At 31.7% G+C, this 24,144-nt stretch carries 20 protein-coding genes and 1 pseudogene; 9 read left to right on the top strand and 12 right to left on the bottom strand.

Annotated features, from left to right (window positions below; translation table 11 throughout):
- Nucleotides 1-549 precede the first annotated feature (549 nt).
- From MPR_RS08910 to MPR_RS08895, 4 genes are all read left to right on the top strand, one after another.
- The gene (locus MPR_RS08910) at nucleotides 550-852 is read left to right on the top strand and encodes a hypothetical protein (RefSeq protein ID WP_006258824.1); all 303 of its coding nucleotides are present in this window, start codon (nucleotides 550-552) and stop codon (nucleotides 850-852) included.
- A 125-nt stretch (nucleotides 853-977) separates the two neighbouring features.
- On the top strand, nucleotides 978-1,889 hold the full coding sequence (gene menA / locus MPR_RS08905) for a 1,4-dihydroxy-2-naphthoate octaprenyltransferase (protein ID WP_041891739.1): 912 nt from the start codon (nucleotides 978-980) through the stop codon (nucleotides 1,887-1,889).
- Nucleotides 1,890-1,900: 11 nt separating this feature from the next.
- The gene (locus MPR_RS08900) at nucleotides 1,901-2,587 is read left to right on the top strand and encodes a metal-dependent hydrolase (RefSeq protein WP_041891736.1); all 687 of its coding nucleotides are present in this window, start codon (nucleotides 1,901-1,903) and stop codon (nucleotides 2,585-2,587) included.
- Nucleotides 2,588-2,589: 2 nt separating this feature from the next.
- The gene (locus tag MPR_RS08895) at nucleotides 2,590-3,633 is read left to right on the top strand and encodes an o-succinylbenzoate synthase (protein WP_041891732.1); all 1,044 of its coding nucleotides are present in this window, start codon (nucleotides 2,590-2,592) and stop codon (nucleotides 3,631-3,633) included.
- A gap of 70 nt (nucleotides 3,634-3,703) precedes the next feature.
- Here the strand turns inward: MPR_RS08895 and MPR_RS08890 are convergent, their stop codons facing one another.
- The gene (locus MPR_RS08890) at nucleotides 3,704-4,573 is read right to left on the bottom strand and encodes a helix-turn-helix domain-containing protein (RefSeq protein WP_041891728.1); all 870 of its coding nucleotides are present in this window, start codon (nucleotides 4,571-4,573) and stop codon (nucleotides 3,704-3,706) included.
- A gap of 249 nt (nucleotides 4,574-4,822) precedes the next feature.
- On the opposite strand from MPR_RS08890, the gene MPR_RS08885 reads away from it, so the two are divergent.
- On the top strand, nucleotides 4,823-5,689 hold the full coding sequence (locus tag MPR_RS08885; RefSeq protein WP_041891725.1) for a hypothetical protein: 867 nt from the start codon (nucleotides 4,823-4,825) through the stop codon (nucleotides 5,687-5,689).
- Between the two features lie 41 nt (nucleotides 5,690-5,730).
- On the opposite strand, the gene MPR_RS08880 is transcribed toward MPR_RS08885, so the two are convergent.
- The 9 genes and pseudogenes from MPR_RS08880 to aroB all read right to left on the bottom strand — a co-directional run bounded on the left by MPR_RS08880 (nucleotide 5,731) and on the right by aroB (nucleotide 17,988).
- Nucleotides 5,731-6,639, bottom strand: a complete 909-nt coding sequence (locus tag MPR_RS08880; RefSeq protein ID WP_041891722.1) for a phospholipase A — start codon at nucleotides 6,637-6,639, stop codon at nucleotides 5,731-5,733.
- A 9-nt stretch (nucleotides 6,640-6,648) separates the two neighbouring features.
- Nucleotides 6,649-9,291: a DNA gyrase/topoisomerase IV subunit A gene (locus MPR_RS08875; RefSeq protein ID WP_041891719.1), complete on the bottom strand. Its 2,643-nt coding sequence runs from the start codon at nucleotides 9,289-9,291 to the stop codon at nucleotides 6,649-6,651.
- A 4-nt stretch (nucleotides 9,292-9,295) separates the two neighbouring features.
- Nucleotides 9,296-11,146 carry a DNA topoisomerase IV subunit B gene (locus MPR_RS08870; RefSeq protein ID WP_006265332.1) on the bottom strand — a complete coding sequence of 617 codons (1,851 nt, stop codon included), beginning with the start codon at nucleotides 11,144-11,146 and terminating at the stop codon, nucleotides 9,296-9,298.
- A gap of 76 nt (nucleotides 11,147-11,222) precedes the next feature.
- Nucleotides 11,223-12,143: a YihY/virulence factor BrkB family protein gene (locus MPR_RS08865; protein ID WP_041891716.1), complete on the bottom strand. Its 921-nt coding sequence runs from the start codon at nucleotides 12,141-12,143 to the stop codon at nucleotides 11,223-11,225.
- A 229-nt stretch (nucleotides 12,144-12,372) separates the two neighbouring features.
- Nucleotides 12,373-13,467 (bottom strand): redox-regulated ATPase YchF, encoded by a 1,095-nt coding sequence (gene ychF, locus MPR_RS08860; RefSeq protein ID WP_041891712.1) that lies wholly within the window; start codon nucleotides 13,465-13,467, stop codon nucleotides 12,373-12,375.
- Between the two features lie 279 nt (nucleotides 13,468-13,746).
- Nucleotides 13,747-14,040, bottom strand: a pseudogene (locus tag MPR_RS08855) (hypothetical protein); the annotation flags it as partial.
- A 94-nt stretch (nucleotides 14,041-14,134) separates the two neighbouring features.
- The gene (locus tag MPR_RS08850; RefSeq protein ID WP_006258808.1) at nucleotides 14,135-15,109 is read right to left on the bottom strand and encodes a deoxyhypusine synthase family protein; all 975 of its coding nucleotides are present in this window, start codon (nucleotides 15,107-15,109) and stop codon (nucleotides 14,135-14,137) included.
- Nucleotides 15,110-15,148: 39 nt separating this feature from the next.
- Nucleotides 15,149-16,546, bottom strand: coding sequence for a type III PLP-dependent enzyme domain-containing protein (locus MPR_RS08845; RefSeq protein WP_006261249.1), 1,398 nt, complete (start codon nucleotides 16,544-16,546; stop codon nucleotides 15,149-15,151).
- 374 nt (nucleotides 16,547-16,920) lie between these two features.
- The gene (aroB, locus tag MPR_RS08840) at nucleotides 16,921-17,988 is read right to left on the bottom strand and encodes a 3-dehydroquinate synthase (RefSeq protein ID WP_041891707.1); all 1,068 of its coding nucleotides are present in this window, start codon (nucleotides 17,986-17,988) and stop codon (nucleotides 16,921-16,923) included.
- Nucleotides 17,989-18,352: 364 nt separating this feature from the next.
- Between aroB and MPR_RS08835 the strand changes: the two genes are divergently transcribed.
- The gene (locus tag MPR_RS08835; protein ID WP_006258805.1) at nucleotides 18,353-18,583 is read left to right on the top strand and encodes a hypothetical protein; all 231 of its coding nucleotides are present in this window, start codon (nucleotides 18,353-18,355) and stop codon (nucleotides 18,581-18,583) included.
- On the top strand, nucleotides 18,573-18,899 hold the full coding sequence (locus tag MPR_RS08830) for a type II toxin-antitoxin system RelE family toxin (RefSeq protein ID WP_041891704.1): 327 nt from the start codon (nucleotides 18,573-18,575) through the stop codon (nucleotides 18,897-18,899). The genes MPR_RS08835 and MPR_RS08830 overlap by 11 nt, the downstream gene beginning before the upstream one ends.
- 14 nt (nucleotides 18,900-18,913) lie before the next feature.
- On the opposite strand, the gene MPR_RS18290 is transcribed toward MPR_RS08830, so the two are convergent.
- Nucleotides 18,914-19,537: an arginase family protein gene (locus tag MPR_RS18290; RefSeq protein ID WP_235280658.1), complete on the bottom strand. Its 624-nt coding sequence runs from the start codon at nucleotides 19,535-19,537 to the stop codon at nucleotides 18,914-18,916.
- Nucleotides 19,534-19,809 (bottom strand): hypothetical protein, encoded by a 276-nt coding sequence (locus MPR_RS08820; protein ID WP_041891701.1) that lies wholly within the window; start codon nucleotides 19,807-19,809, stop codon nucleotides 19,534-19,536. Before MPR_RS08820 ends, MPR_RS18290 begins: the two co-directional genes overlap by 4 nt.
- A gap of 688 nt (nucleotides 19,810-20,497) precedes the next feature.
- Between MPR_RS08820 and MPR_RS08815 the strand changes: the two genes are divergently transcribed.
- Both MPR_RS08815 and MPR_RS08810 read left to right on the top strand, forming a co-directional pair.
- Complete coding sequence (locus MPR_RS08815; protein ID WP_041891698.1) at nucleotides 20,498-22,282, top strand: hypothetical protein; 1,785 nt, start codon at nucleotides 20,498-20,500, stop codon at nucleotides 22,280-22,282.
- Between the two features lie 589 nt (nucleotides 22,283-22,871).
- Nucleotides 22,872-23,900 carry a LuxR C-terminal-related transcriptional regulator gene (locus tag MPR_RS08810; RefSeq protein WP_041891695.1) on the top strand — a complete coding sequence of 343 codons (1,029 nt, stop codon included), beginning with the start codon at nucleotides 22,872-22,874 and terminating at the stop codon, nucleotides 23,898-23,900.
- Nucleotides 23,901-24,144 lie beyond the last annotated feature (244 nt).

The following is a 24,144-nucleotide window of genomic DNA, read 5'->3' as shown; positions in this document are numbered from 1 at the left end:
GGTTTTTAGTAATGTAATATATTTCAATATCCTCTTTGTTCGGAAGGTATTCGGTAAAGTTCAGTGTTTCTTCGGAACAGAGGCCCTTTTTCCGAAGAACATCCAAAGAGTGCCCAATGACTCTCCGAAGAAACTTTATTTAGATAGTTATTAAATCAGTGTCTATTAGTATCTAACTGAATTGTAATAAAGCTAATTTTTTTTTCAAAATAACCTTATTCTTAATTTAAAAAAGAAGTGTTTATTAGCTAATTCTACTCCCTTATCTGGTTCAAATCCTCTATATTGGTAATCTTATAGATTAGATTTTAAGCTTCTTATTTACTTAAATTATTACTTTACATAATATGTAATATATGCTGATAATAAACAAGTTATAATAATTAATAAGTGATTATAACTTATTATTATAGGATGAAATATAGGGATTTAAAAGAGAATAAACAGAGTAGAATACTACTCTAAAAAGTTTTTAAATAACTTCTGACTTTATACCCTTAATTCTTGAATAACTTTTTAACTTTACTACAAACCAGGAGACAGTAGAAAATGGCAAAATTAATATTAAGAAGAAAAAAGGCATTTGTAGAACGATTTAGAAATTATACTATTTTCTTAGATGGAGAGAAAATAGGGTCTATAGCTAATGGAACAGAAATGACTTTTGATATTTCAGAAGGTAAACATATTCTTAGTACTAAAATAGATTGGAACACCTCTAATGCTATTATTTTTGAAATAGCAGAAGATCAAACTTTGACTTTCTCTGTAAAAGGAGCGAATCCACTTTATGCTTTATATTATACCTTCGCCAAACCACATAAATATCTTAAGCTAAAACTTATTGGCTAAGCGATAGTATAAATATTAGTAGATAGACTCGTACAAACGTTATCGTATCTCATAAATTCTATTTAATTTTGGCTTCTAATACCTTTCTAAATGCAATAAGCTTTTAGTATTACTTAAATATATAGATGATAAAAATTAAAGCATGGGTAGGTGCTGCAAGATTGCGTACTTTACCTCTTTCTGTTTCTGGAATAATCGTTGGTAGTGCATGTGCATATCCTTATTTTTCTACAAATACTTCTTTTCTAAGTATCTTTTCCTTTGCAATATTGACAACTTTATTACTTCAGATTCTTTCAAATTTTGCAAATGATTATGGAGATGGAGTAAAAGGAACAGATAATGAAACTCGTATAGGCCCACAGAGAGCTTTACAGAGTGGTTTAATCACTCCTAAGGAAATGAAGCAAGGAGTAATCATTACTTCATTGTTATCGCTTATTTCTGCTTTAGTTCTAATTTATATTTCCTTTGGTAAGGATAATTTTTTCACTTCTATCTTTTTCTTTGTTTTAGGAGTAGCTTGTGTTGCAGCAGCTATTAAATATACGGTAGGATCAGGAGCATACGGCTATAAAGGATTAGGAGATTTATTTGTATTTATCTTCTTTGGTTTAGTGAGTGTGTTGGGATCTTTCTATCTATACGGTCAAGTATTTGATTATTGGGTAATCTTACCTGCTATAGCTGTAGGAAATCTAAGTATAGCTGTATTAAATATTAATAATATGCGAGATTTAGAATCTGACAAATTAGTTGGTAAAAACACATTAGCTGTAAAGTTAGGTAGACAGGGCGCTAAACAGTATCATTATTTTATTGTTCTATTTGCTTTAATAGCTTTCATCGTTTATGGAATACATGCTAATTTCTCAATAGTAAAATATTTCTTTATAATCGCTTATATTCCTTTATTAAAACACTTGAGTTTTGTAAAGAAAAACAGAGAACCTAGAGAATTAGATTCACAAATGAAAATAGTTGCATTAAGTACTTTTTTACTTTCTGTATTATTTTCAATAGCTTTAGTACTTTAAAAATTAGAATTATGGATATTACATATTATGGACATGCCTGCTTAGGTATTAAGATCGAAGACATTAATATTATAGTGGATCCTTTTATATCAGGAAACCCACTACCTGCTGCTAAAGGAATAGATGTAGATGCTATAAAAGTAGACTATATTCTTATCACTCATGCTCATGGAGATCACATAGCTGATGTAGAACGTATAGCTAAGAATAATCCAGAGGCAGTTATAGTATCTAATGCAGAAATAGCAGGACATTATGAAGCAAAAGGTTTTCAGGCTCACCCTATGAACCACGGAGGATCATGGATGTTTGACTTTGGAAAATTAAAATATACTCCAGCTATCCACTCTAGTTCTTTTCCTGATGGAAGTTATGGAGGACAACCTGGTGGGTTCGTAATAGAAAGTAAAAATAAGAATATCTATATAGCTGGTGATACATCCCTTACTATGGATATGAAGTTAATACCTATGTTTACTAATCTAGACTTAGCTATTTTGCCAATAGGAAGTAACTTCACTATGGATATAGATGAGGCTGTTGTAGCTTCAGACTTTGTTAAATGTGATAAAGTCTTAGGATACCACTTTGATACATTTGGATATATAGAGATAGATCATGAAGAAGCTAAACGTAAGTTCTTTGAGAAAGGAAAAGATCTTATGCTTCTAAATATTGGAGAAAGCTTAACTTTATAGTTATGACTGCTAGATATAAAAAATATAATTTAATATTCAAAAGACCTTCTGGTACCTCTAGAGGAATTCTTACAGAGAAAGAGACTTGGTATATTGTATTAGAAGAAAATAATAAGATAGGAATAGGAGAGTGCGGTATACTGCGCTCTCTTAGTTTTGATGATAGACCTGATTATGAAGAAAAACTACAGTGGACAGTAGAGAATATTCATTTAGGTCAAGAAAAACTTTGGGAAGAACTAAGAGATTGGCCGTCTATACAGTTTGGTCTAGAACAAGCTTTTCTTTCTTTAGAAAGTGAGAATCCCTTTATCTTATTTCCTTCTAACTTTACTGACAATAAGGATGCTATAGCCATTAATGGTTTAGTATGGATGGGAGAGGAGGCCTTCATGAAAGAACAGATAGATGAAAAGCTAAAAGAAGGCTTTAATTGTGTTAAGTTAAAGATTGGCGCTATTGATTTCGATAAAGAGCTTGGTTTACTTAAATACATAAGAAAACATTTTTCTGCAGAACAAATAGAACTTAGAGTAGATGCTAATGGAGGCTTTCATCCTGAAGAGGCTATGTTTAAACTAGAGCTCTTAAGTTTATTAAATTTACATAGTATAGAACAACCTATAAAACAACATCAAGAAGCTAAAATGGAGGAATTATGTAAAATAACTCCACTTCCTATAGCTTTAGATGAAGAATTAATAGGTGTTACTAGCTATACTGATAAGGCAGCTCTTTTAGATAACATTATGCCTCAATACATTATCTTAAAGCCAAGTCTAATAGGAGGATTTAAAGGTAGTCTTGAATGGATAAAATTAGCTAAAGAAAGAAATATTGGTTGGTGGATAACTTCTGCATTAGAAAGTAATATTGGCCTTAATGCTATAGCGCAATGGACTTATACACTTAAGTCTAATATGCCACAAGGATTAGGAACAGGAGCACTTTATACCAATAATATAAACGCTCCATTAGTAGTTAAGAATGGGGCATTATGGTATGATGATCAACTTCAATGGGATGATTCAATCTTAGATAATTAAGAAATAAAAAAATAGCAACAAATGTATTTGTTGCTATTTTTTTTGTTCATTTTTACGCTATTAAAAGCAATTATGATTTTCTATATTCATCAGGTGATACTCCTACATATTTTTTAAAAAATCTTGAGAAATAGGAGTTGTCCTTAAAGCTTAATTTATAAGCTATTTCACCTGCTGATAGATTAGTATTGACTAGTAGTCTTTTACTTTCTAATAAAATACGACTTCTTATAATTTCGCCTGCAGACTGTCCCTTAATCTTTTGACATATAGCATTTAAGTAATTTGGCGTTACATATAATAGTTTAGCATATTCTTTTGGAAACCTTAATTCATAGAAGTTTTTCTCAACTAAGTGTTCAAATTGTTTGATAAGATTAGTTGGCTGTAACTGTGTATATGAAAAATTGTATTCTTCGTTTACTTGCTTTTTGATAAGAAGTAATAATTCTAGTATATATATACGAATCAGATTAAGATCTGTAGTTTCTTTTATTTGAAATTCAAAAGTTATTTTGTCAAATATATTAACTATCGTAGAATACTGTTTAAATATATTAAGCTTAGTATATTCTGAATTATACTCAAAAAAAGGGAGTAACTGAATGAAGTCTTTATTTAAAAGAAAAGAAGAGAAAAAATCAGCAGTAAAGTTTATTATAAAACCTTGTGTGGTTTCATTAAAATCCCATCTATGAACTTGACCTGGAGCTAAAAAGAAAATATCTCCTTTAGTTACTGAATAGATACGATTATCTATATGATGAATCCCTGTACCATTAATTATAAGTAATATTTGATAAAAAGAATGTTGATGTGCAACTGAAACAACATTATTACGCATTTGAATAATTCTATGCAAATCAAAAATGACGCAATCCTTTAAAACATTATTTTGATCCAATAAGTCACAACTGTTATATCGAGGTATCTTTTTCATATTAATTATAAAACTTAAAATATTAAATATACTATAATATTTTGTACAAAATTAGTAAATTTTATTAATATAAGAACTAGTTAATTCAGTTAGTGATTAGTTATATCTATATTAGATACTGTATATTTATAATACATATTATGTAAAATAGATTATTTTATTGTTAAATCTACTTCCTATTCTAAGTTATTATAAAGTATATTTGTATCAATTATAAAGTATATTTGTATCAATTATAAATTAAATCTAATGCTCTATCTTATACTTAGTATTTTAAGTAGTATTTCTGTTGGAGTTCTGTTTAAGCTTTTAAAAAAAGAAAAAACTAATATATTTCAGATTATTATCTTAAACTATATTACTACAGTACTTTTATCATTCTTAATTTTTAAACCTTCAGCTGTATCTATTACAGACTTTCCTTTATTTCTAATTATTGGTTTAGGTCTTTTATTACCTACTATATTTTTAGTTCAATATCTAAGTATTAAAAATACAGGAATTATAAAAACTGATATTGCCCAAAGAATGTCTTTGTTTATTCCAATATTAGCATCTGTGTTTATTTTTAAAGAAAATATTTCTAATTTAAAATATACTGCTTTATTGATAGGTTTTGTCTCTATAGGTTTAATCTTAAACAAAAACGATAGTAATGAAATGAAGAGTAAAAACAATTATTTATACTTACTTTTTGTTTTTATTGGTTTTGGAGTAATTGACGTATGTTTTAAGCAAGTAGCGTTACATAGTTCAATCCCCTACACTTCTACTCTATTTTACATATTTACTTGTTCTTTAATACTTTCTTTAATTTCTTATAGCACTTACTTAATTATTAAAAGGATTAATTTTAGAGTAAATAAAAGAACTTTACTATTTGGAGGTTTAGTAGGTTTGCTAAACTTTATGAATATATACTTCTACTTAAATGCACATAAAGCTTTTTCGGATAATCCGACTGTAGTCTTTGCAGGAATGAATTATGGAGTTATTCTTTTAGGTACGCTTATAGGATATTTTGCTTTTAAAGAAAAACTATCTAAGCTAAATATTATTGGTTTATCATTAGCTGTTGTGTCAATAGCATTACTCATCTATAGTCAGCTTAATTAAAAAAGGAGGAAAACAGTTTATGTTTTCCTCCTTTTTTAGTTTTATAACCACTCCATTAATGATATCCCTACTCCTATATTTGTTTGTTTCCAATTATAATCAATCATACTTTCACCATATCCATGATTTACAACAAGGAAAGCTTTTAAGTTATTCTTTATAGGATATGTCCAAGTAAACTCTGCATATCCTCTATGACTTTTATTAAATCTTAAATTATTTCTAAGTAATAAAGTAAATAACTGCCCCTTTTTAGTTTGATATCCTATAATTGTCTCCCCTCTACCAACATAATCTTCTATCCTTGGGTTATCGTCTGCCTTAGCTTCTTCTTGAAGTCTAAACCATGGTCTAACTAAGAAAGTCCAATTGTGATATTCCATTCCTAAATGCATCGTTATTCTATTCCAACTTCTAGAATATGGCAAACTCTTTCCATTAGATTGATGGTTGAAGCCAATTCCTGCCATCGTAAATTTAAAATCATTAATAGAATAATCTAAAGGATAATTAAAGATCACTTCTGGCTCATAATTTAATTCTCTAAATGGTCTAGATTCTGATTCATTATACGCTTGCCAATTAGCAGTTTGCGTAAAGGCTAACCAAATATCTCCTTTTCCCCATAGCAATCCTGTTGCAACCTTTGTTTTAAAACTAATCTGAAATCTAATTTCAGTTCTATTATAATCAATAGGTTCAGTAGCACTGTTAGCATCATGTAGACTAGTAGGCATCTCATTAGGTCTACTAGACCAGCGTGCAGGAAGTAAGTATATTGGTTTATATGGAGTGATAGCAAAGGTTTTTCCTTTGCTATCTGGATTAAGATCCCATCTATCTTTTAAACTTTTAATGCCACGATTACTATCAAATAGCTTATCATCTAACTCTTGTGCAAACAAAGAACTAGTTAATAGCAATGCAGTTAATAAGTATCTATATTTCATCTAATTAATTTAAAACAATAGAGTTTGCTGACCGTCATCGTCTATTTCAATATTAGGAGCTTCTCCTAATATAATTTCTTCTTCCTCCTCCTCTTCTTCCTCTTCTTCTACATAAGGTAAAGATTCTAAGATATTAACTTGTTTTATCTTATCTATAGACACTTGATTACCTAAAGCTTTTATTCCTTTAACAGAGATAAACTGCTCTACATCAATAGTTAAATTTTCTTTTTGAACTCCTTTTATCTTTGGGAACACAATTTCAAACAAAGGTCTAAAATCAGTAGATATAATTTCTAATCTTGAATTAGGATGTTCTGTAATAAACACTTCTTCTCTATTTTCGTTTTCAATAATAAAGCGTTTTAAATAGTAACGAGCTTTCTCTCCATCGAAGTACAATGCAGAAATAGGCTTATTCGCTTTCCATTTTTCAAGAACGATCATATCTTCCTCAAAGTGAGTTGTTAATTCAGGAATAATAGTCTTAACCTTACCACTTTGACTTACAATCAATAAACGATCTTCTGGTTTAAACTCTCCTAATAACTCTCCTCTACCATCTACATTTAGTCGTTTAACAGTTTCATCAAACCATATTTTGCGAGGACGTAATGTAGAAATACCTTTCTCTTTTAATTCTATCTTTTTGATTGCGTATTTAGTAACTACATTACCTTTAGCAACTCTACCTTTTATCAGTAACTCAGCAAAGTCTAAATCAAACTTCAGTTTCTTAACATTACTCAACTGTCTCAATAAGATAGTTACTACTTCTGCCTCACCATTTGGATTTGCTGAGAAGTATAAGATTTGTGATCCTGGTTTATCCTGAGTTAGAGGATATATCTTGTCACGAGTTACTCCTGTAACATTAAAACGTTTAATATATGAAGAACCTGATTTACCATCTCTATATATCAAATTATAGATAGTACGCTTATCATTCTTATCCCATACAGCAATATGAATAATATCCTTTCCGACGAATTTCTTTTCGTCTACTCGAGATACCATCATAGAACCATCGCGTAAGAAGACGATAACGTCATCTATATCAGAACAGTCACATACATACTCATCTTTTCTAAGTCCTGTACCAAAGAAACCTTCTTCTCTATTGACATAAAGTTTAGTATTTCTTAGAACTACCTTAGTTGCCTCAATGGTATCAAAGCTTCTTAATTCCGTAAGACGCTCTTTACCTTTACCATATTTCTCTTTAAGAGTAGTAAAGTATTTTATAGCGAAATCTATTAAGTGTTCTAAATTGTATTTTACAGCTTCTATTTCACCTTCAAGAGCTTCGATATTTTGATTTGCTTTATCAATATCAAAACGAGAAATACGCTTAATACGTATCTCTGTTAACCTAATGATATCTTCTTGAGTGATAGCACGCTTAAGGTTAACAACAAAAGGCTTTAATCCTTCATCAATAGCTGTTAATACTCCTTCCCAAGTTTCTTCTTCTTCTATCGCACGGTAAATACGATTCTCTATAAAGATTCTTTCAAGAGAAAGGAAGTGCCACTTCTCTTCTAATTCATTAAGCTCTATTTCTAATTCTCTTCTCAATAGCTCTACTGTCTGATGAGTAGAATTCTTAAGCATCTCTGATACTCCTGTAAATAGAGGCTTATTATTTTGGATAACACAACCTAATGGTGCTATAGATGTCTCACATGCTGTAAAAGCATATAATGCATCTATTGTTTTATCTGGAGAAGTTCCTGCAGGTAAGTGAATTAATATTTCAACTTGAGCCGCAGTATTATCTTCTATTTTCTTAATCTTAATTTTACCCTTCTCATTTGCTTTTAATATACTATCTATTAAGCTGGTAGTAGTAGTAGAGAAAGGAATCTCTGTGATAATTAAAGTATTTTTATCTAGCGGTGCAATTTTAGCACGTACACGAACACGCCCTCCACGAGCCCCATCATTATAATTAGACACATCTGCTATCCCTTCTGTTGGGAAGTCTGGGTAAATAGTAAAAGGTTTTCCTTTTAAGATTTTAATAGATGCATCAATTAACTCATTAAAGTTATGTGGAAGTATCTTGGTAGATAGACCTACTGCAATACCTTCACCTCCTTGAGCCAATAATAAAGGGAATTTAACAGGTAGATTGATAGGTTCATTCTTTCTACCATCATAAGATGCCTGCCAGTTTGTTATTTTAGGAGAATATAATACCTCTAAAGCAAATTTACTTAGACGAGCCTCGATATAACGAGAAGCTGCCGCACCATCCCCAGTTAGGATATTACCCCAGTTCCCCTGCATATCAATAAGAAGATCCTTCTGTCCTATTTGAACCAAGGCATCACCAATACTCGCGTCTCCATGAGGGTGATACTGCATAGTATGCCCTACAATATTAGCCACCTTGTTATAACGACCATCATCCAACTCTTTCATAGAGTGCATAATACGTCTCTGAACAGGTTTAAAACCATCCTCTATAGCAGGTACAGCACGCTCTAAGATAACATAAGAAGCATAGTCAAGGAACCAATCCTTGTACATACCTGTCACCTTAGTAATAGTCTCCGTTACTTCTTCTTGAACATCAGAAAAATCTTCTATTGGATGCTCATTATTTATATTGTTTAACTCTTGATCTAAATTCTCTTCTTGGCTCATAATATTATTCTACAACATCAAGTTCTACTTTAAGATTATCTATGATAAATTCTTGTCTATCTGGAGTATTCTTACCCATATAGAACTCTAACATTTTATCGATAGACATTGACTTATCTAACATTACAGGATCTAATCGTATATCTTCCCCTATAAAATACTGGAATTCATCAGGAGAAATCTCTCCTAACCCTTTGAATCGAGTGATCTCTGGTTTAGGTTTTAATTTCTCAATAGCGTTTATGCGTTCTTCTTCACTATAACAGTAAATAGTTTCTTTCTTATTTCTCACCCTAAATAAAGGTGTCTGTAAGATGTATAAATGCCCTTCTTTAATTAATTCTGGGAAGAACTGTAAAAAGAATGTAATTAATAACAATCGAATATGCATACCATCCACATCGGCATCAGTAGCAATAACGATATTGTTATATCTTAAGTTCTCAAAGTCATCTTCTATATCTAATGCTGCCTGTAGTAAGTTAAACTCTTCATTTTCATATACGATTTTCTTCGTCATTCCATAAGAGTTCAGAGGCTTTCCTCTTAAACTAAATACAGCCTGTGTATTAACATTTCTTGATTTGGTAATAGAACCAGAAGCAGAGTCTCCCTCTGTAATAAACAAAGTACTGTCTAAATACAACGGATTCTTTATATCTGTTAAGTGAACTCTACAATCTCTTAGTTTTCTATTGTGTAAACTAGCTTTTTTAGCACGCTCTTTAGCTATCTTTCTAATTCCAGATAACTCTTTGCGTTCTTTTTCTGCTTGTAATATCTTCTTTAATAGCGCATCAGCGATATCAGGATTCTTGTGTAAATAGTTATCTAACTGTGTCTTCACAAAATCATTGACAAAAGTACGTACCGTAGGCAGATCTGGTCCCATATCAGTAGATCCTAATTTTGTCTTAGTTTGAGATTCAAATACAGGCTCTTCTACTTTTACAGCTACAGCTGCTACGATAGACTTTCTAATATCTGAAGCATCGAAGTTTTTATTATAGAACTCTTTAAGTGTTCTTACTAAAGCTTCTCTAAATGCAGCTAAGTGAGTTCCTCCTTGAGTAGTGTTCTGCCCGTTTACAAAAGAGTAATATTCCTCAGAATATTGACTTTTACTATGCGTTAATGCTACCTCGATATCATCACCTGATAAGTGAATGATCGGATACACTTGATCTTCTTCTGTAATATTCTCTAAAAGAAGATCCTTAAGCCCATTTTCAGAAAAGAACTTTTCTCCATTAAACATTACTGTCAATCCTTTATTAAGATAACAGTAATTCTTTAGCATACGCTCTATATACTCCTTACGGTATTTATAGTTTTTGAAGATTGCCTCATCAGCTACGAAAGAAACTTTAGTTCCTTTACGTCTAGTAGTTTCTACTAATTCTTCTTCTGTTACTAAATCTCCAGCAGAGAATTCAGCTCCTTTTAGTTGTCCATCACGTACAGACTCTACGCGGAAGTAGTTAGATAAAGCATTTACAGCTTTAGTACCCACCCCGTTTAGACCTACTGATTTCTTGAATGCCTTAGAATCGTATTTACCCCCAGTGTTCATTTTAGACACTACGTCTACTACTTTACCTAAGGGAATACCACGTCCGTAATCACGTACAGTGACAAGCTTATCTTTGAGTGTAACCTCAATAGTCTTACCTGTCCCCATCACGAATTCATCTATACTGTTGTCTATAACCTCTTTAATTAGAATGTAGATACCATCATCAGGAGAAGAACCATCTCCTAATTTTCCGATATACATACCAGGACGCATACGAATATGTTCCTTCCAGTCTAACGAACGAATATTATCTTCGGTATATTGATTTTGATCTTGCATAAAAACGTAGGAATTTGCGCTAATTTACTACTAATTAGCTTAAAATAAAAATTGTGAAATAACAGTTTTTTAGGATTTAATCCTCTGATGACTTTTTGATAACATTCTTCTCTATCTCAATGGAATAAGGCCCTGGTACTATTTTTCTGCCATATAAGATAGCATAATTTTTTGTAAACTCAGCACCAAAATAGAGGATCATCGCCGAATAGTATACCCATATCAACATAACTGTCACAGAACCAGCTGCTCCATAAAGTGATGATGAAGCCGTATTACCTAAATACCAACCTATTCCGAACTTCCCTATCATAAATAATACAGCTGTAAAACCTGCTCCTATAAAGGCATCTTTCCATCTCAACTTACCATTAGGTAAAGTCATGAAGATTAGAACAAATAGAATAGTTATGATTAAAAAGACCACCGCATTGTTAAGTAATTTTACTAAACTAAGTGTTTCTTCTCCAAAGAAATTCCCTAAATAACTATATAAAAGGCTCACAATTGAATTAATCATTAGACTCACTAATAAGACAAATCCTACTGAACCTATCATAGCGAAAGAAAGCAGCCTGTTTTTAACCAATCTAGCAATACTTTTATCAGGTTTAGCTGCTAGGCCCCAAATATAGTTTATAGAGCTCTGTATCTCTGCAAAAACCCCTGAAGCACTAAATAGTAAAATACCTACCCCAATAATAGTAGTGATATAGCCACTTTTTCTATTTAACTGGACATTGCTCATGGCGTTTTGTATCTCAGTAGTTGTATTTGGCCCTACCATATCTTTTAGTTGATCGTAGAAGAAATTAGCTACTTCTTGTTCCTCAAAAATAAATCCACTTGCAGATATAATTAATAACATTAAGGGAGGTAAAGCAAAAATGGTATAATAGGACAATGCTGCGCTAAACTTCATTGCATTGTCATCTAAGAAATCAAACACAGATTGCTTAAATAATAAGATTATTTTTTTAAAACCACTATTCTGCATAGTCAGACTATAATTAAAAGAATTAAGATACTAATATTTTTAAACTTAAAGATTATTTAACCCCTAAACCATTGATTTTAAAGTCAAATATAATAATAAGACAAATTGCCTAATCACTACTACAAAATTCTATAAAATTTTAACAATTCCTAATTTACTTTTACTAAAAATATTAGCAAAAAAAAAGAGAAGCTAATTAGCTTCTCTTTTGTCTTTTCTATTTGATAGATTACACGTTAAAACGGAAGTGCATTACATCTCCATCTTTTACGATATATTCTTTCCCTTCTACTCTTAGCTTTCCAGCTTCTTTTACTTTAGCTTCAGAACCAAAAGTTACATAATCATCATATCCTATTACTTCTGCACGGATAAATCCTTTTTCGAAGTCACTGTGAATTACTCCAGCTGCTTTAGGAGCAGTATCTCCAACTTTAATAGTCCAAGCTCTTACTTCTTTTACTCCAGCTGTGAAGTACGTTTGTAAGTTTAATAATTTATAAGCTGAACGAATTAATTTAGACACACCTGGCTCGTCTAATCCTAAGTCTTCTAAGAACATTTGTCTTTCTTCGAAAGTCTCTAGTTCCATAATGTCAGCCTCAGTTCCTACAGCTAATACGATTACTTCTGCGTTTTCGTCTTTTACTAGCTCTTTTACTTTAACTACATAATCATTTCCTGATACAGCAGCTCCCTCATCTACGTTACATACGTATAATACAGGTTTTGTAGTGATTAATTGGAAGTCTTCTAATAACTCTTCCTCATCTGCATTTTTAGGCTCTACTACACGAGCAGATTTACCCTCTAATAGCGTTACTCTAATTCTTTCTAATAAATCAGCTTCTACTTGAGCTTCTTTATTTCCAGTCTTAGCAGCTTTTTTTACTTTCTCTAATCTCTTTTCTACAGTTTCAAGATCTTTTAACTGTAATTCGATATCGATAGTTTCTTTATCTCTGATAGGATTTACATTCCCATCTACGTGAATGATATTATCATTGTCAAAACAACGTAAAACGTGAATAATAGCATTACACTCTCTAATATTTCCTAAGAATTGGTTTCCTAAACCTTCTCCTTTACTTGCTCCTTTTACTAACCCAGCAATATCTACAATCTCAACAGTAGCAGGTAATACACGCTCTGGTACTACTAACTCTTCTAATTTAGACAATCTTGGATCTGGTACATTCACAACCCCAATATTCGGTTCTATTGTACAAAATGGGAAGTTAGCACTCTGCGCCTTTGCATTAGATAAACAATTGAATAATGTTGATTTACCTACATTTGGCAATCCTACTATACCTGCTTTCATATTTTAAAATATATTGTGAATTTTTAATCGTTTGCAAATATATTGAAAATTATAGAAGTTCATAGTCTTTAAGGAAGTTTACATAAAATTAAAAGCCAAATACAGTATATCTAGAATAATAAAAGTTATAAGAATAGAAAGCTTTAGATAATCATAAACAAAAACACCTTTTAGATCATCTATTTTTTATGTTTATTAAGCTAGATTGAAAAGTCGATATGCTACAATAAAAAAGCCACTCGCTAGGAGTGGCTTTTCTATATTTAGATTATTTTGTTAATCTTCATCGTCAGCAATTTCTAAGTCTTTTAGTGCATCTAATGAATCTTCTGGAGCTTCTACGAAATCCTCTTCATCCTCATCGAAGTTTTCAATTCTATCTGCTAACTTAGTACTTACTTTTACCAGGTATATAGTATCCTCAGTTCTAACTTCCACTGCTTCTACAGTTTCGTTCTTTACGTTTTTAAAACGTATAATGTCTGCATCATCATACCCGTCAGGAAATTTTTCAACCAATAATGTCAAAATTTCGTTCGTTAACTTTGCGTAATCAACAATTACTCTTTTCATTCTTTGTTCTTGCTTTATTTCAGTTTCAAATGTAATAGCTAAATTGTAAACTACAAATAAAATATCACATTTATTTACTGTGAAAAATTAAAAATTAATTACCAAGAATATATGCAAAAATTAATGGAGCAACAATCGTAGCATCTGACTCAACAATGAACTTAGGTGTGTCGATATCTAATTTACCCCATGTAATTTTTTCGTTAGGAACTGCTCCTGAATATGATCCGTAAGATGTAGTAGAATCAGAGATTTGGCAGAAGTATGACCAGAAAGGTACATCTTCCCACTCTAAGTCTTGGTACATCATTGGAACCACACAGATAGGGAAATCTCCAGAGATACCTCCTCCGATTTGGAAGAATCCTACTCCGTGTCCTCCTGAGTTAGCTCTATACCACTCTGTTAAGTAGATCATGTACTCGATACCTGTTTTTACAGTGTGTACATTTAATTTTCCTTTGATTACGTTTGAAGTAAAGATATTACCACAAGTTGAATCTTCCCATCCTGGACATACGATTGGAATATTCTTCTCTGCTGCAGCAACAATCCAAGAATCTTTAGGATCGATTTCGTAGTATTGCTCTAATACACCTGAGTTAACGATTTGGTATAAGAATTCGTGTGGGAAATAACGTTTTCCTTCAGCTTCAGCTGCATGCCATACGTCTTCTAAGTGTTTTTGTAAACGACGGAATGCTTCCTCTTCTGGAATACAAGTGTCAGTTACACGGTTATAGTGGTTATCTAATAACTCTCTCTCTTGCTCTGGAGTCAAATCTCTATAATTTGGTACTCTTTTGTAGTGAGAGTGAGCAACCAAGTTCATCACGTCCTCTTCTAAGTTAGCTCCTGTACAAGAAATGATTTGTACTTTATCTTGACGAATCATCTCTGCTAAAGAAATTCCTAACTCAGCAGTACTCATCGCACCACCCATAGAAATTAACATTTTTCCTCCAGCGTCTAAGTGTGCTTCATATCCTTTTGCAGCATCCACTAACGCAGCAGCGTTAAAGTGTCTATAGTTATGCTCAATAAACTGACTAATTGGTCCTTTACTCATTTTATTTTTACTTTTTATATTAATAATTTCTTTTAATTCTTATTTGTTATATCCTAAGATATCTAATACTTGCTCTGCAGTCTGTTGTTCAGAGAATAACTCTGTAGCAATAATTCCATTCTCATCCTTATCTATTAAGATATGTTTTGGTTGTGGAATTAAGCAGTGGTGAATACCTCCAAATCCTCCGATCTGATCTTGATAAGCACCTGTATTAAAGAACCCAATATACAAAGGTTTTTCTTTATTAAACTTAGGCAAATAGATTGCGTTTAAGTTTTGCTCTGAGTTATAGTAATCATCACTATCACAAGTCAATCCTCCTAACAATATACGCTCATAAGTATCATTCCATCTATTGATAGGCAACATGATAAAACGTTTATTGATAGCCCATGAGTCTGGTAAAGTAGTAATGAATGATGAATCGATCATATTCCATTTCTCTCTATCATTTTGTTGCTTTTGGTATAAGATTTCATAGATAGCTCCTCCACTCTCACCTACAGTATAGGAACCAAATTCTGTAAAGATATTAGGCACATCCACTTCAGCTTCCTCACATACTATCTTGATTTGATTGATGATTTCGTCTACCATATATTGGTAATCAAATTCAAAAGCTAATGAATCTTTAATAGGAAATCCTCCTCCGATATTTAAACTATCTAATGTAGGACATTCTTTCTTTAAAGTGATATAAACTTTCAAACATTTTACTAATTCATTCCAGTAATACGCAGTATCTCTAATACCTGTATTGATGAAGAAGTGAAGCATCTTAAGCTCTACATTAGGATTCTCAGCGATTTGCTTTCTGTAGAAAGGCAAGATACTCTTGTATCCTATTCCTAAACGTGAAGTATAGAATTCAAACTTTGGAGATTCTTCAGAAGCTATACGAATACCGATTTTAAACTTCTTGTTGATTTGTTCTTGTAATAGATCAAGCTCCTCATAGTTATCAATAATAGGAATAGTATTCTCGTGTTTATTATTGATTAGATTTGCGATATTATCAATGTATTGCGCACGTTTAAATCCGTTACATAATACGAATGTATCTTTGTTGATCTTACCAGTCTCTAATAAATTCTCTACAATGTTTACGTCAAAAGCAGAAGATGTCTCTACATGGATATCATTCTTGAATGCCTCATTCAGTACATAAGAGAAGTGAGAACTTTTAGTACAGTAGCAGTAGTAATAGTTTGCTTTGTACTTATTCTTTTCCATAGCTTTTCTAAAGATAGTCTTTACATTGCTAATGTTCTCAGAGATTTTAGGTAAGTAAGTGAATTTTAATGGTGTTCCGTATTTTTCAACTAACCCCATTAAATCAATATTGTGAAATTGAAGATTATCTTTGTTTAATTTGAATTCTTCTTGAGGAAAATAAAAAGTTTGGTTGATTAAGTCAACATATTTTGTGTTCATGTCTTTTTCTTTTAATAATGGTTAAAAAAATTCTTTCTCAATTAACTTGATTGTATTGCAACTAAATTAGTCAATTATTATCGGACTAGATAGTTATGTCTTCATAAAAACAATCAAGATTTAACTATATTGATTTTCAAACTCGAATATTGGCAAATACTATTGGCAACTTATCTCTGAATCTAAACGAATTAAGAGCCTCCTTAGAATACTTGATAATGCCATATACATAATTAGCCTTTTGTCTGATGACAAAACGCCTTACTTTGTGCCTTGCAGACACACAGAATCTAATATATAAAACATCTATTTTCACGACCGCAAATGTAACAAAATATTGGAATGAAAAAGGAAAAACTAATTGTTTTTGAACCTTAATTCAAATAAGCCTCTAACCCCTTTACTACTAACTCTTTGCTTACTTCTATATCATAGATAGCAGAGCCTATTTTATCTAATAATACACAACGTATATTACCACCGTAGTTCTTTTTATCAAACTTCAACCACTCTAACGAGTTTTCGATGTCTTCATTTGATAGTTCTACAACGCCATATATAGTATGTATTGTTTCTTTTATATCTAAATATTCTTCCTGAGTTAAATATCCTAATTCTTTGGAAATATAAGCCTCCGCGACCATACCTAATGCAACAGCTTCTCCATGTAGCAAAGTTTCTTTAGACTCATTCATTAGATAGTAACTCTCTACAGCATGACCTACCGTATGTCCAAAGTTTAAAATCTTGCGAACACCATGTTCTTTTGGATCCTGTGTTACCACAGTATTCTTAATGGTTACTGAATGATGAATAAGCGTTTCTAAATCATTAAAATCAACATTCGCGATATCCTTAAGATACGCATAATATTTGGCGTCAAATATCAAGCCGTGTTTTAACATTTCTGCATATCCAGCCTTAATTTGTCTAGCCTCTAAAGTTTCTAAGTAATTTACATCGATGATTAGCATCTTAGGCATAGCGAATGCACCTATACAGTTCTTGATACCATTTAAATCAACTCCTGTCTTTCCTCCCACAGAAGCATCTACCATGGCTAATAATGAAGTAGGAATATTGATAAAGTCTATTCCACGCATAAATATAGAAGCGATAAAACCTCCCATATCTGTAATCACCCCACCTCCTACAGTGATAATGATACTCTTGCGATCTCCTCCTTGTTCTAACATAGTCTGAATCACACCAGCACAAGTGTCTAATACTTTATTCTCCTCACCTGCTTCTACCTCTATGATTTCGAAAGGTACATCTGTAGGCAAGTTACTTAAGAAATAAGGCAAACAGTGTTCATAACAATTAGAATCCGTCAAGATAAAAAGCTTACTATAGCCATTGTTATTTAAATATGAACCTAAATGTTCGTATGCTTCTTGTCCGAATAAAATATCGTAATGCTCTGTTGTTATGTTTTCCATTTTATATTATTTATGCTATACAAAATAAAGTATAAATATTTGAAATATGCGTGCTAATATGTTTTTTTAACGATTTAATAGTAGAGCAAGAAAATGCTTGTGTTTTAAAGCTATTCTAAATACCAAATATTTTAAATCACTTAAAATGTATAGTATTTATTTCTAGATATTAATAAGGATAGAGGCAAATGATAAATTAGCTTTTTTACAGCCAAATTTGTAATTTTGTCTGTATATTTAATAATATAAATTTGATTTTTTACTATAAAAATAGTTGAGTTAAAATTAAAGATCCGTTAGTGACTTTTCTTCTTAAAAGAATTCACATAAATAACTAATAGTACAATTTTTAAAACATTAAGCCATGATAACTAATGATGTATATATCGTAGAGCCTTCTACACCTGAAGAAGCTAAAGCTCTTAAGGCTTTTGCTAAGGCTTTAAAAATAAAAATTACAAAACAAAATACTGAGGACACAGATTCAAAAGAAGATATTAAAACAAATTTAAAACAAGCTGTAACAGAACTTAATTTAATAAAAGAGGGAAAACTTAAAGGGATCTCTGCAAAAGATTTATTGGATGAGTTATAATATTATTGCAACTCCTAAGTTTCTAAAAGAAGCTAAAAAGCTTGGAAAGAAATACCATTCATTGAAAGAAGATCTTTCTCTTTTAATTGAAGAATTACAACAAAATCCCATGCTCGGAACTGCATTAGCTAATAATTGTTATAAAGTACGCATAGCTATAAAATCTAAAGGTAAAGGTAAAAGTGGCGGAGCTAGAGTTATTACACATCTTGTAATCGAAAATGATACTATCTATTTGCTTTCTATTTATGACAAAAGTGAATACGACTCAATAAGTGATAGTGAGATTAAAGAGTTGCTTAAACTAATAAAATAACAAGCCCCCCTTTCTTAAAGAGACGTTTCTATAATATCTTTTACATTTTCAATAAACTCTTTAGTATAAACACCTAAAGGATCTAAGTCTGGATCTAGTATTGCGATCTCCAATCCCACACATCTCTTATCTTTAACTAAAGGTGTAAGTATTTCTTTTAACTCCTTATAATTCAATCCATCTTCTTGCCTACAGTCTACCGCAGGCATTATCTTATCATTTAGTACATCCACATCTAAATGAATAAAGTACCCCTCTAAATCATACTCTTCGACGCGCATCAAAAAATCTGATACAACTCTCTTTATACCATAATTTCTTAATTTAGACAAAGGATAATAAACAACTTTAGAGTCTTTTATAGGCCTCTCATATTCTTCATCATACTCTCTATTCCCTACACAAAACACGTATTCTTCTTCAATATAAGGCTTGTTGTTTTGAATATTAGTAAGACGTTCATGACCAGCACCACATACTATAGCCAAATCCATACCTGCTGCCCCATGTACCCCCAATTGTCCTGGTAATACATAATCTGTATGCCCATCTAGAAAGAACAGCCCATAACGCCCTTTTCTCTTTAAGGCAAGCGCACTACCGATAAGAATACTACAATCTCCACCTAATACAATCAAAAAAGAATTTTATTTAACTCCTCTTCAACAATATTCGCTTGCTTTATAGCATACTCTATGATTTCATCAGCATTTCTAACCTGTGTATTTTCATCAAGGTTCATCGAATACGCTGGTGCTTCTATACGATATATTTTATCTGGATTTATAATACTATATAATCCGTATTTCTCTAGCCAAGTAGGCAAAAACCTAACACCTGGTTCTTTAGCATAAGTACTCTTTGCAAGCCCTAAATTAGTAGGACATTCTATTATTACCTTTCTCTTCACTTTTAATCAAAATTATTTTAAGGATAAACTATAAATATAATACTAATTCTACCTCCTACACCCTCTTTTGTCCTATCTATTTTTTTACTACCTTTGCCTACAGTAAAGGCTTTGACTCAATGGCTATTATTGAGAATATTCTTCTTTTCAAAGTCTGGTACATCTCACCAAAAAGAAAGCACAAATCACAGCTTTCAAAATCTCAATTTTAAAATTTTAACAAGTTTTTTAACGCTGTAAATTCACTACAAACCGAGTATTCATGCGGTATACGTTGTGGTTTGTTCGGAAGGTGTTCGGAAAACACCCCCTTTTTCCGAACACTTTGCAAAGAACTTCCGAACAACGCTAAAGCAACCTTCCTCAAAGCCATGATACCACTGGCTTTATCGCGTGCTGTAAAATCACTAAAAACGCCTATGTGTTAATATTTTTAACAGCTGTGATTTGTCCTGTTTTTAGAATTTACAGCAGTTGTATTTTTCTCATTGTGAGATAATTACAAACAATATAACTGATTACTTATACCTACTTCCTTCTAAGTATTCTAGCTCTTATCTCGCCCTTCTTCCCTTGAGCTTTACATAAATTTAATATGAGATAATCTCCTAACATGATATTTATCACTTAATTACTCAGAATATTTGAAGAATTTCCCTCCCTTATAAAATATAACAAACAAACCAAAATGAAATTAAAACCAATACATTCATTTCACATTCCCGTGATGGGATTGGCCTATACGATTGATAGTCCAGTGAGAGTGGCTCAGTATGGTTTCTCCTCTACTATCTCTGTGATGGATGATGAATTAATAGAACGCATGAACAAGTTCTATTGTGAGAAATTCGAATTGCCTTATCAAGAGATAACGAAGAAGATAGAGGACTTTAGAGCCAAGCGTATTACAGCTTATCTAAATACATTAGATACCATCGTAAAAGGGAAATTCGAAAACCTAAAAGCATCTTTCTTAGAAAGTAAAAAAGAGGTTGAGGATTATATCGATATGTTACCATCTGTATCAGAGATTAGAAAGAATCTACAGCAACACTTAGATGACAAGCTATCTATAGACCATCTGAAGGGACTTCTAGAGCACTATCTTACCCCTGGAGATATAGATGTCAATATCATGACTAAGGTAGATAGAGAGAACTTTACTAAAAAAGAAGCCTTACCGGTAGAGTATAATGATGCACATGCTGCCCTAAGAGGCTTTGTGAACAGTACTTTAAACTCATCCGTAGTCTTATCTGCGGGTATGAATCCAAGATTGTTTAGCTATTTTGAGGAGTTTGACGCTTTTTATCCAACTGCTGATTGTACTTTACAGAAAAAGATCATCTTAAAAGTAAGTGATTTTAGATCTGCCTTGATACAAGGGAATTTCCTAGCTAAAAAAGGATTATGGGTATCTGAGTATCGCATAGAGTCAGGACTTAACTGTGGTGGGCATGCCTTCGCTACAGATGGTTATCTAATGGGGGTAATATTAGAAGAGTTTAAAGCTAGAAAAGCAGAGTTAATAAGTTCTACCCATGACTTACTAGTGAAAGCTCTAGAACAAAAGAATAGATTTGTTCCTTCTACTCCTCTTGATTTAAAGGTTACAGCTCAGGGCGGCGTAGGTACAGCCGCAGAACATCAGTTCCTGTTAGAGCATTACGAGGTAGACTCTGTAGGCTGGGGCTCACCATTCTTATTAGTGCCAGAAGCTACTTCTGTAGATCAGTCCACTAGAGAATTATTAGCTAAGGCAAAAGAAGAGGATCTATACTTGAGTAATATCTCTCCTTTAGGAGTGCCATTTAATAGTATTAAAGGAACTTCTAACGACTTCTTTAAGTCAGAGAGAATCAATAAGAACAAAGCAGGTAGCTCTTGTCCTAGAAAGTACCTAGCCTTGAATAAGAATTACTCAAATGAAGGTCTGTGTACTGCTTCTAGAAAGTACCAAACTATTGAAATAGAAAAGCTAGAGCAAGAGAAAAATAGTATCAGCCAAGAAGAATACAATAAGAAGTATCAACAGATAACAGAGAAAGCATGTCTATGTATAGGATTAGCCAATGCGTCTTATATGGAGCTTAACTTGCCTATCAAAGGAGAAGCACAAGGGGTAGCGATCTGTCCTGGGCCTAATATTGCTTACTTCACGAAGGAAGTGTCTCTTAAGAAAATGGTCAATCATATCTATGGACGAGATAATGTAATCGATACGAAGGAACGTCCTCATTTCTTTATTAAAGAATTAAGAATGTACTTAGATCATTATAGACAAGAAAAGTTAGCTTTAGAATTAGAACAATCAGCTCCAAAACTGAAAAAGCTAATGAAGACAAAAGAGAACTTACTAGAAGGAATCTCTTACTATAAAAATCTCTTTAAGGAAGACAATACTTACTTTATACAAGAACGAGAAAGTATACTTAAAGATTTACTTCAAGTAGAAACAGAGCTCTTAAACTAAATAAGAAAAATCCAGCTGTCAACAGACAAGCTGGATTTTCTTTTTGCCTTTATTTATACTTGTAAAAATTATTACTACTCAGAAATCAAAAAAGCACTCAATCAAAAAATGATTAAGTGCTTCAGAATAGACAAACGAAATGTATCTTTTGCGTCAATTTTGTCTAAGGTCTTTATAACCTGTGGGGACTTTTGGACACTTACTCTTTTCGTCAATACATAAAGGAGTAAGTGCATAAGGATAGTTTTTTAGTAATAAAGACAATTCAAAAATAGTATCTTTTACTAGAAATTTAACTATCCTTTTTAATAGTTATAGAGCTAAAGTACTACTATTTCTTAAATATATCCGTATAAAAAAACGACCCTAACCACAAAACAACATATTGGTTATCAGTAAAATAAACTACACCCCTAGTTAAAGCTATACTTTTTTAACATTTACCTACACAGATTTAAGAAAGTACTGCACTGATATTTTAGTTAATTTTACATCTTGATCAGCAGAGAGGTTCTCTAAAAAATAGGTCTAATTAAACATTTATTACCACTCTATATTAACAATTAAAATAGAGCATTATAAACCTTATATGATTTCATTACCATTATTTAATCAATTTCCTTTTTTTGCAACAGATACACCTAAATATATTATTATCGGGCTATACTATGGGATATCATTTCTCTCTCTAGTTATACTTCTTGCACTTTATATTATTTTTAAGTACAAAAAACTAAGCTTTAGTTTTTTCTTACAATTAAGTATATTCTCTAGTTTCTTAGTCAAGGATATTATTTACTTCTATATGCCTGATCATCATGCTACTATCGGTTATTTATTAGCCTGGAATATCGGTACATCACTAGTGCTCTTAATACTTCTGCCCTACCCTTTTTTAAGATTTAAACACAAACAACAATTCTATAAAACGGGGATTGTCGTACTCTTTGCTTTGGTAGCGATAGAGTTATTATCTAATTTATTTATCGTGCCGAGTCATGGCAATAGTTTTATTCACCCTATTACTACTATATTGACCATCCTAGCATTGTACTTATTCTTCATTCTGAACCATACGTATAATTATAAAAACTATATCTCTTTCGTAATTATTTGTATTACAGCCAGTACCATTATTCTAGCCCCTTCTATTAATGATACACTTTATGAGTTATTCATCGTATGGCCTACACTGCGCTTAATGGGTATTCCTATTCTTATTTGTTCTAGTTGTATAACACTATTAGAAGTAAAGAAAATACACGAGCGAAATTCTATTTATAAAAGGTATTTATATCAATATATGTATATGGTAAAAGACTACCATAAACAACTAGAATATGAAAAGAGCCAAAATGCTGATAAAACAAATAAAGTAGAACAAGAAAAAACAATAATACAAGATCAGCCTTTATATCAACTAAAGAATAAGTACAACCTTACTGATCGAGAGTTGGAAGTGCTAAGTCTACTGTGGGAAGGCGCTACGAATAAAGAGATAGCTGATGAGTTATTTATCTCTATTAATACCTGTAAATATCATATCAGTAAAATTTATTTTAAACTAAATATTAATTCTAGAGCACAGATTTATGCTTTTAAGGATAAACTAGAATAACGGTTCTACTCTTATGTATTCAACTATTTTTTAGTTCTAAAAAGGTCTTTTCTTCTTATCAGAGGATTCTTTATAAAGTCAATGATATTTTCTGAGAATTTTAATGATAAAATTAGTTCATACTACTATATACAAGTAAAAAATGCTAGTTGTCTCTACAATTTTATAACTTTTAGAAGAAACTAAAATAAGATGTATCAAAGAATTTAAGAGATTAATTCTTGTTTGGTAAGGATTAAAAGTA

Origin of the sequence: Myroides profundi (assembly GCF_000833025.1) — a bacterium.
GTDB classification, from domain to species: domain Bacteria; phylum Bacteroidota; class Bacteroidia; order Flavobacteriales; family Flavobacteriaceae; genus Flavobacterium; species Flavobacterium profundi_A.
This window is presented reverse-complemented; position numbering and strand designations above follow the sequence as displayed.

What these genes read in the sequence shown, in the direction of transcription:
- aroB (WP_041891707.1), bottom strand. Translation starts at nt 17,988, where the DNA reads ATGGAAAACATAACAACAGAGCATTACGATATTTTATTCGGACAAGAA.
- MPR_RS08810 (WP_041891695.1), top strand. Translation starts at nt 22,872, where the DNA reads ATGATTTCATTACCATTATTTAATCAATTTCCTTTTTTTGCAACAGAT.
- MPR_RS08880 (WP_041891722.1), bottom strand. Translation starts at nt 6,639, where the DNA reads ATGAAATATAGATACTTATTAACTGCATTGCTATTAACTAGTTCTTTG.
- menA (WP_041891739.1), top strand. Translation starts at nt 978, where the DNA reads ATGATAAAAATTAAAGCATGGGTAGGTGCTGCAAGATTGCGTACTTTA.
- MPR_RS08910 (WP_006258824.1), top strand. Translation starts at nt 550, where the DNA reads ATGGCAAAATTAATATTAAGAAGAAAAAAGGCATTTGTAGAACGATTT.
- MPR_RS08900 (WP_041891736.1), top strand. Translation starts at nt 1,901, where the DNA reads ATGGATATTACATATTATGGACATGCCTGCTTAGGTATTAAGATCGAA.
- ychF (WP_041891712.1), bottom strand. Translation starts at nt 13,467, where the DNA reads ATGAAAGCAGGTATAGTAGGATTGCCAAATGTAGGTAAATCAACATTA.
- MPR_RS08870 (WP_006265332.1), bottom strand. Translation starts at nt 11,146, where the DNA reads ATGCAAGATCAAAATCAATATACCGAAGATAATATTCGTTCGTTAGAC.
- MPR_RS08875 (WP_041891719.1), bottom strand. Translation starts at nt 9,291, where the DNA reads ATGAGCCAAGAAGAGAATTTAGATCAAGAGTTAAACAATATAAATAAT.
- MPR_RS08885 (WP_041891725.1), top strand. Translation starts at nt 4,823, where the DNA reads ATGCTCTATCTTATACTTAGTATTTTAAGTAGTATTTCTGTTGGAGTT.
- MPR_RS08835 (WP_006258805.1), top strand. Translation starts at nt 18,353, where the DNA reads ATGATAACTAATGATGTATATATCGTAGAGCCTTCTACACCTGAAGAA.
- MPR_RS08845 (WP_006261249.1), bottom strand. Translation starts at nt 16,546, where the DNA reads ATGAACACAAAATATGTTGACTTAATCAACCAAACTTTTTATTTTCCT.
- MPR_RS08830 (WP_041891704.1), top strand. Translation starts at nt 18,573, where the DNA reads ATGAGTTATAATATTATTGCAACTCCTAAGTTTCTAAAAGAAGCTAAA.
- MPR_RS08865 (WP_041891716.1), bottom strand. Translation starts at nt 12,143, where the DNA reads ATGCAGAATAGTGGTTTTAAAAAAATAATCTTATTATTTAAGCAATCT.
- MPR_RS08895 (WP_041891732.1), top strand. Translation starts at nt 2,590, where the DNA reads ATGACTGCTAGATATAAAAAATATAATTTAATATTCAAAAGACCTTCT.
- MPR_RS08850 (WP_006258808.1), bottom strand. Translation starts at nt 15,109, where the DNA reads ATGAGTAAAGGACCAATTAGTCAGTTTATTGAGCATAACTATAGACAC.
- MPR_RS08815 (WP_041891698.1), top strand. Translation starts at nt 20,498, where the DNA reads ATGAAATTAAAACCAATACATTCATTTCACATTCCCGTGATGGGATTG.
- MPR_RS08890 (WP_041891728.1), bottom strand. Translation starts at nt 4,573, where the DNA reads ATGAAAAAGATACCTCGATATAACAGTTGTGACTTATTGGATCAAAAT.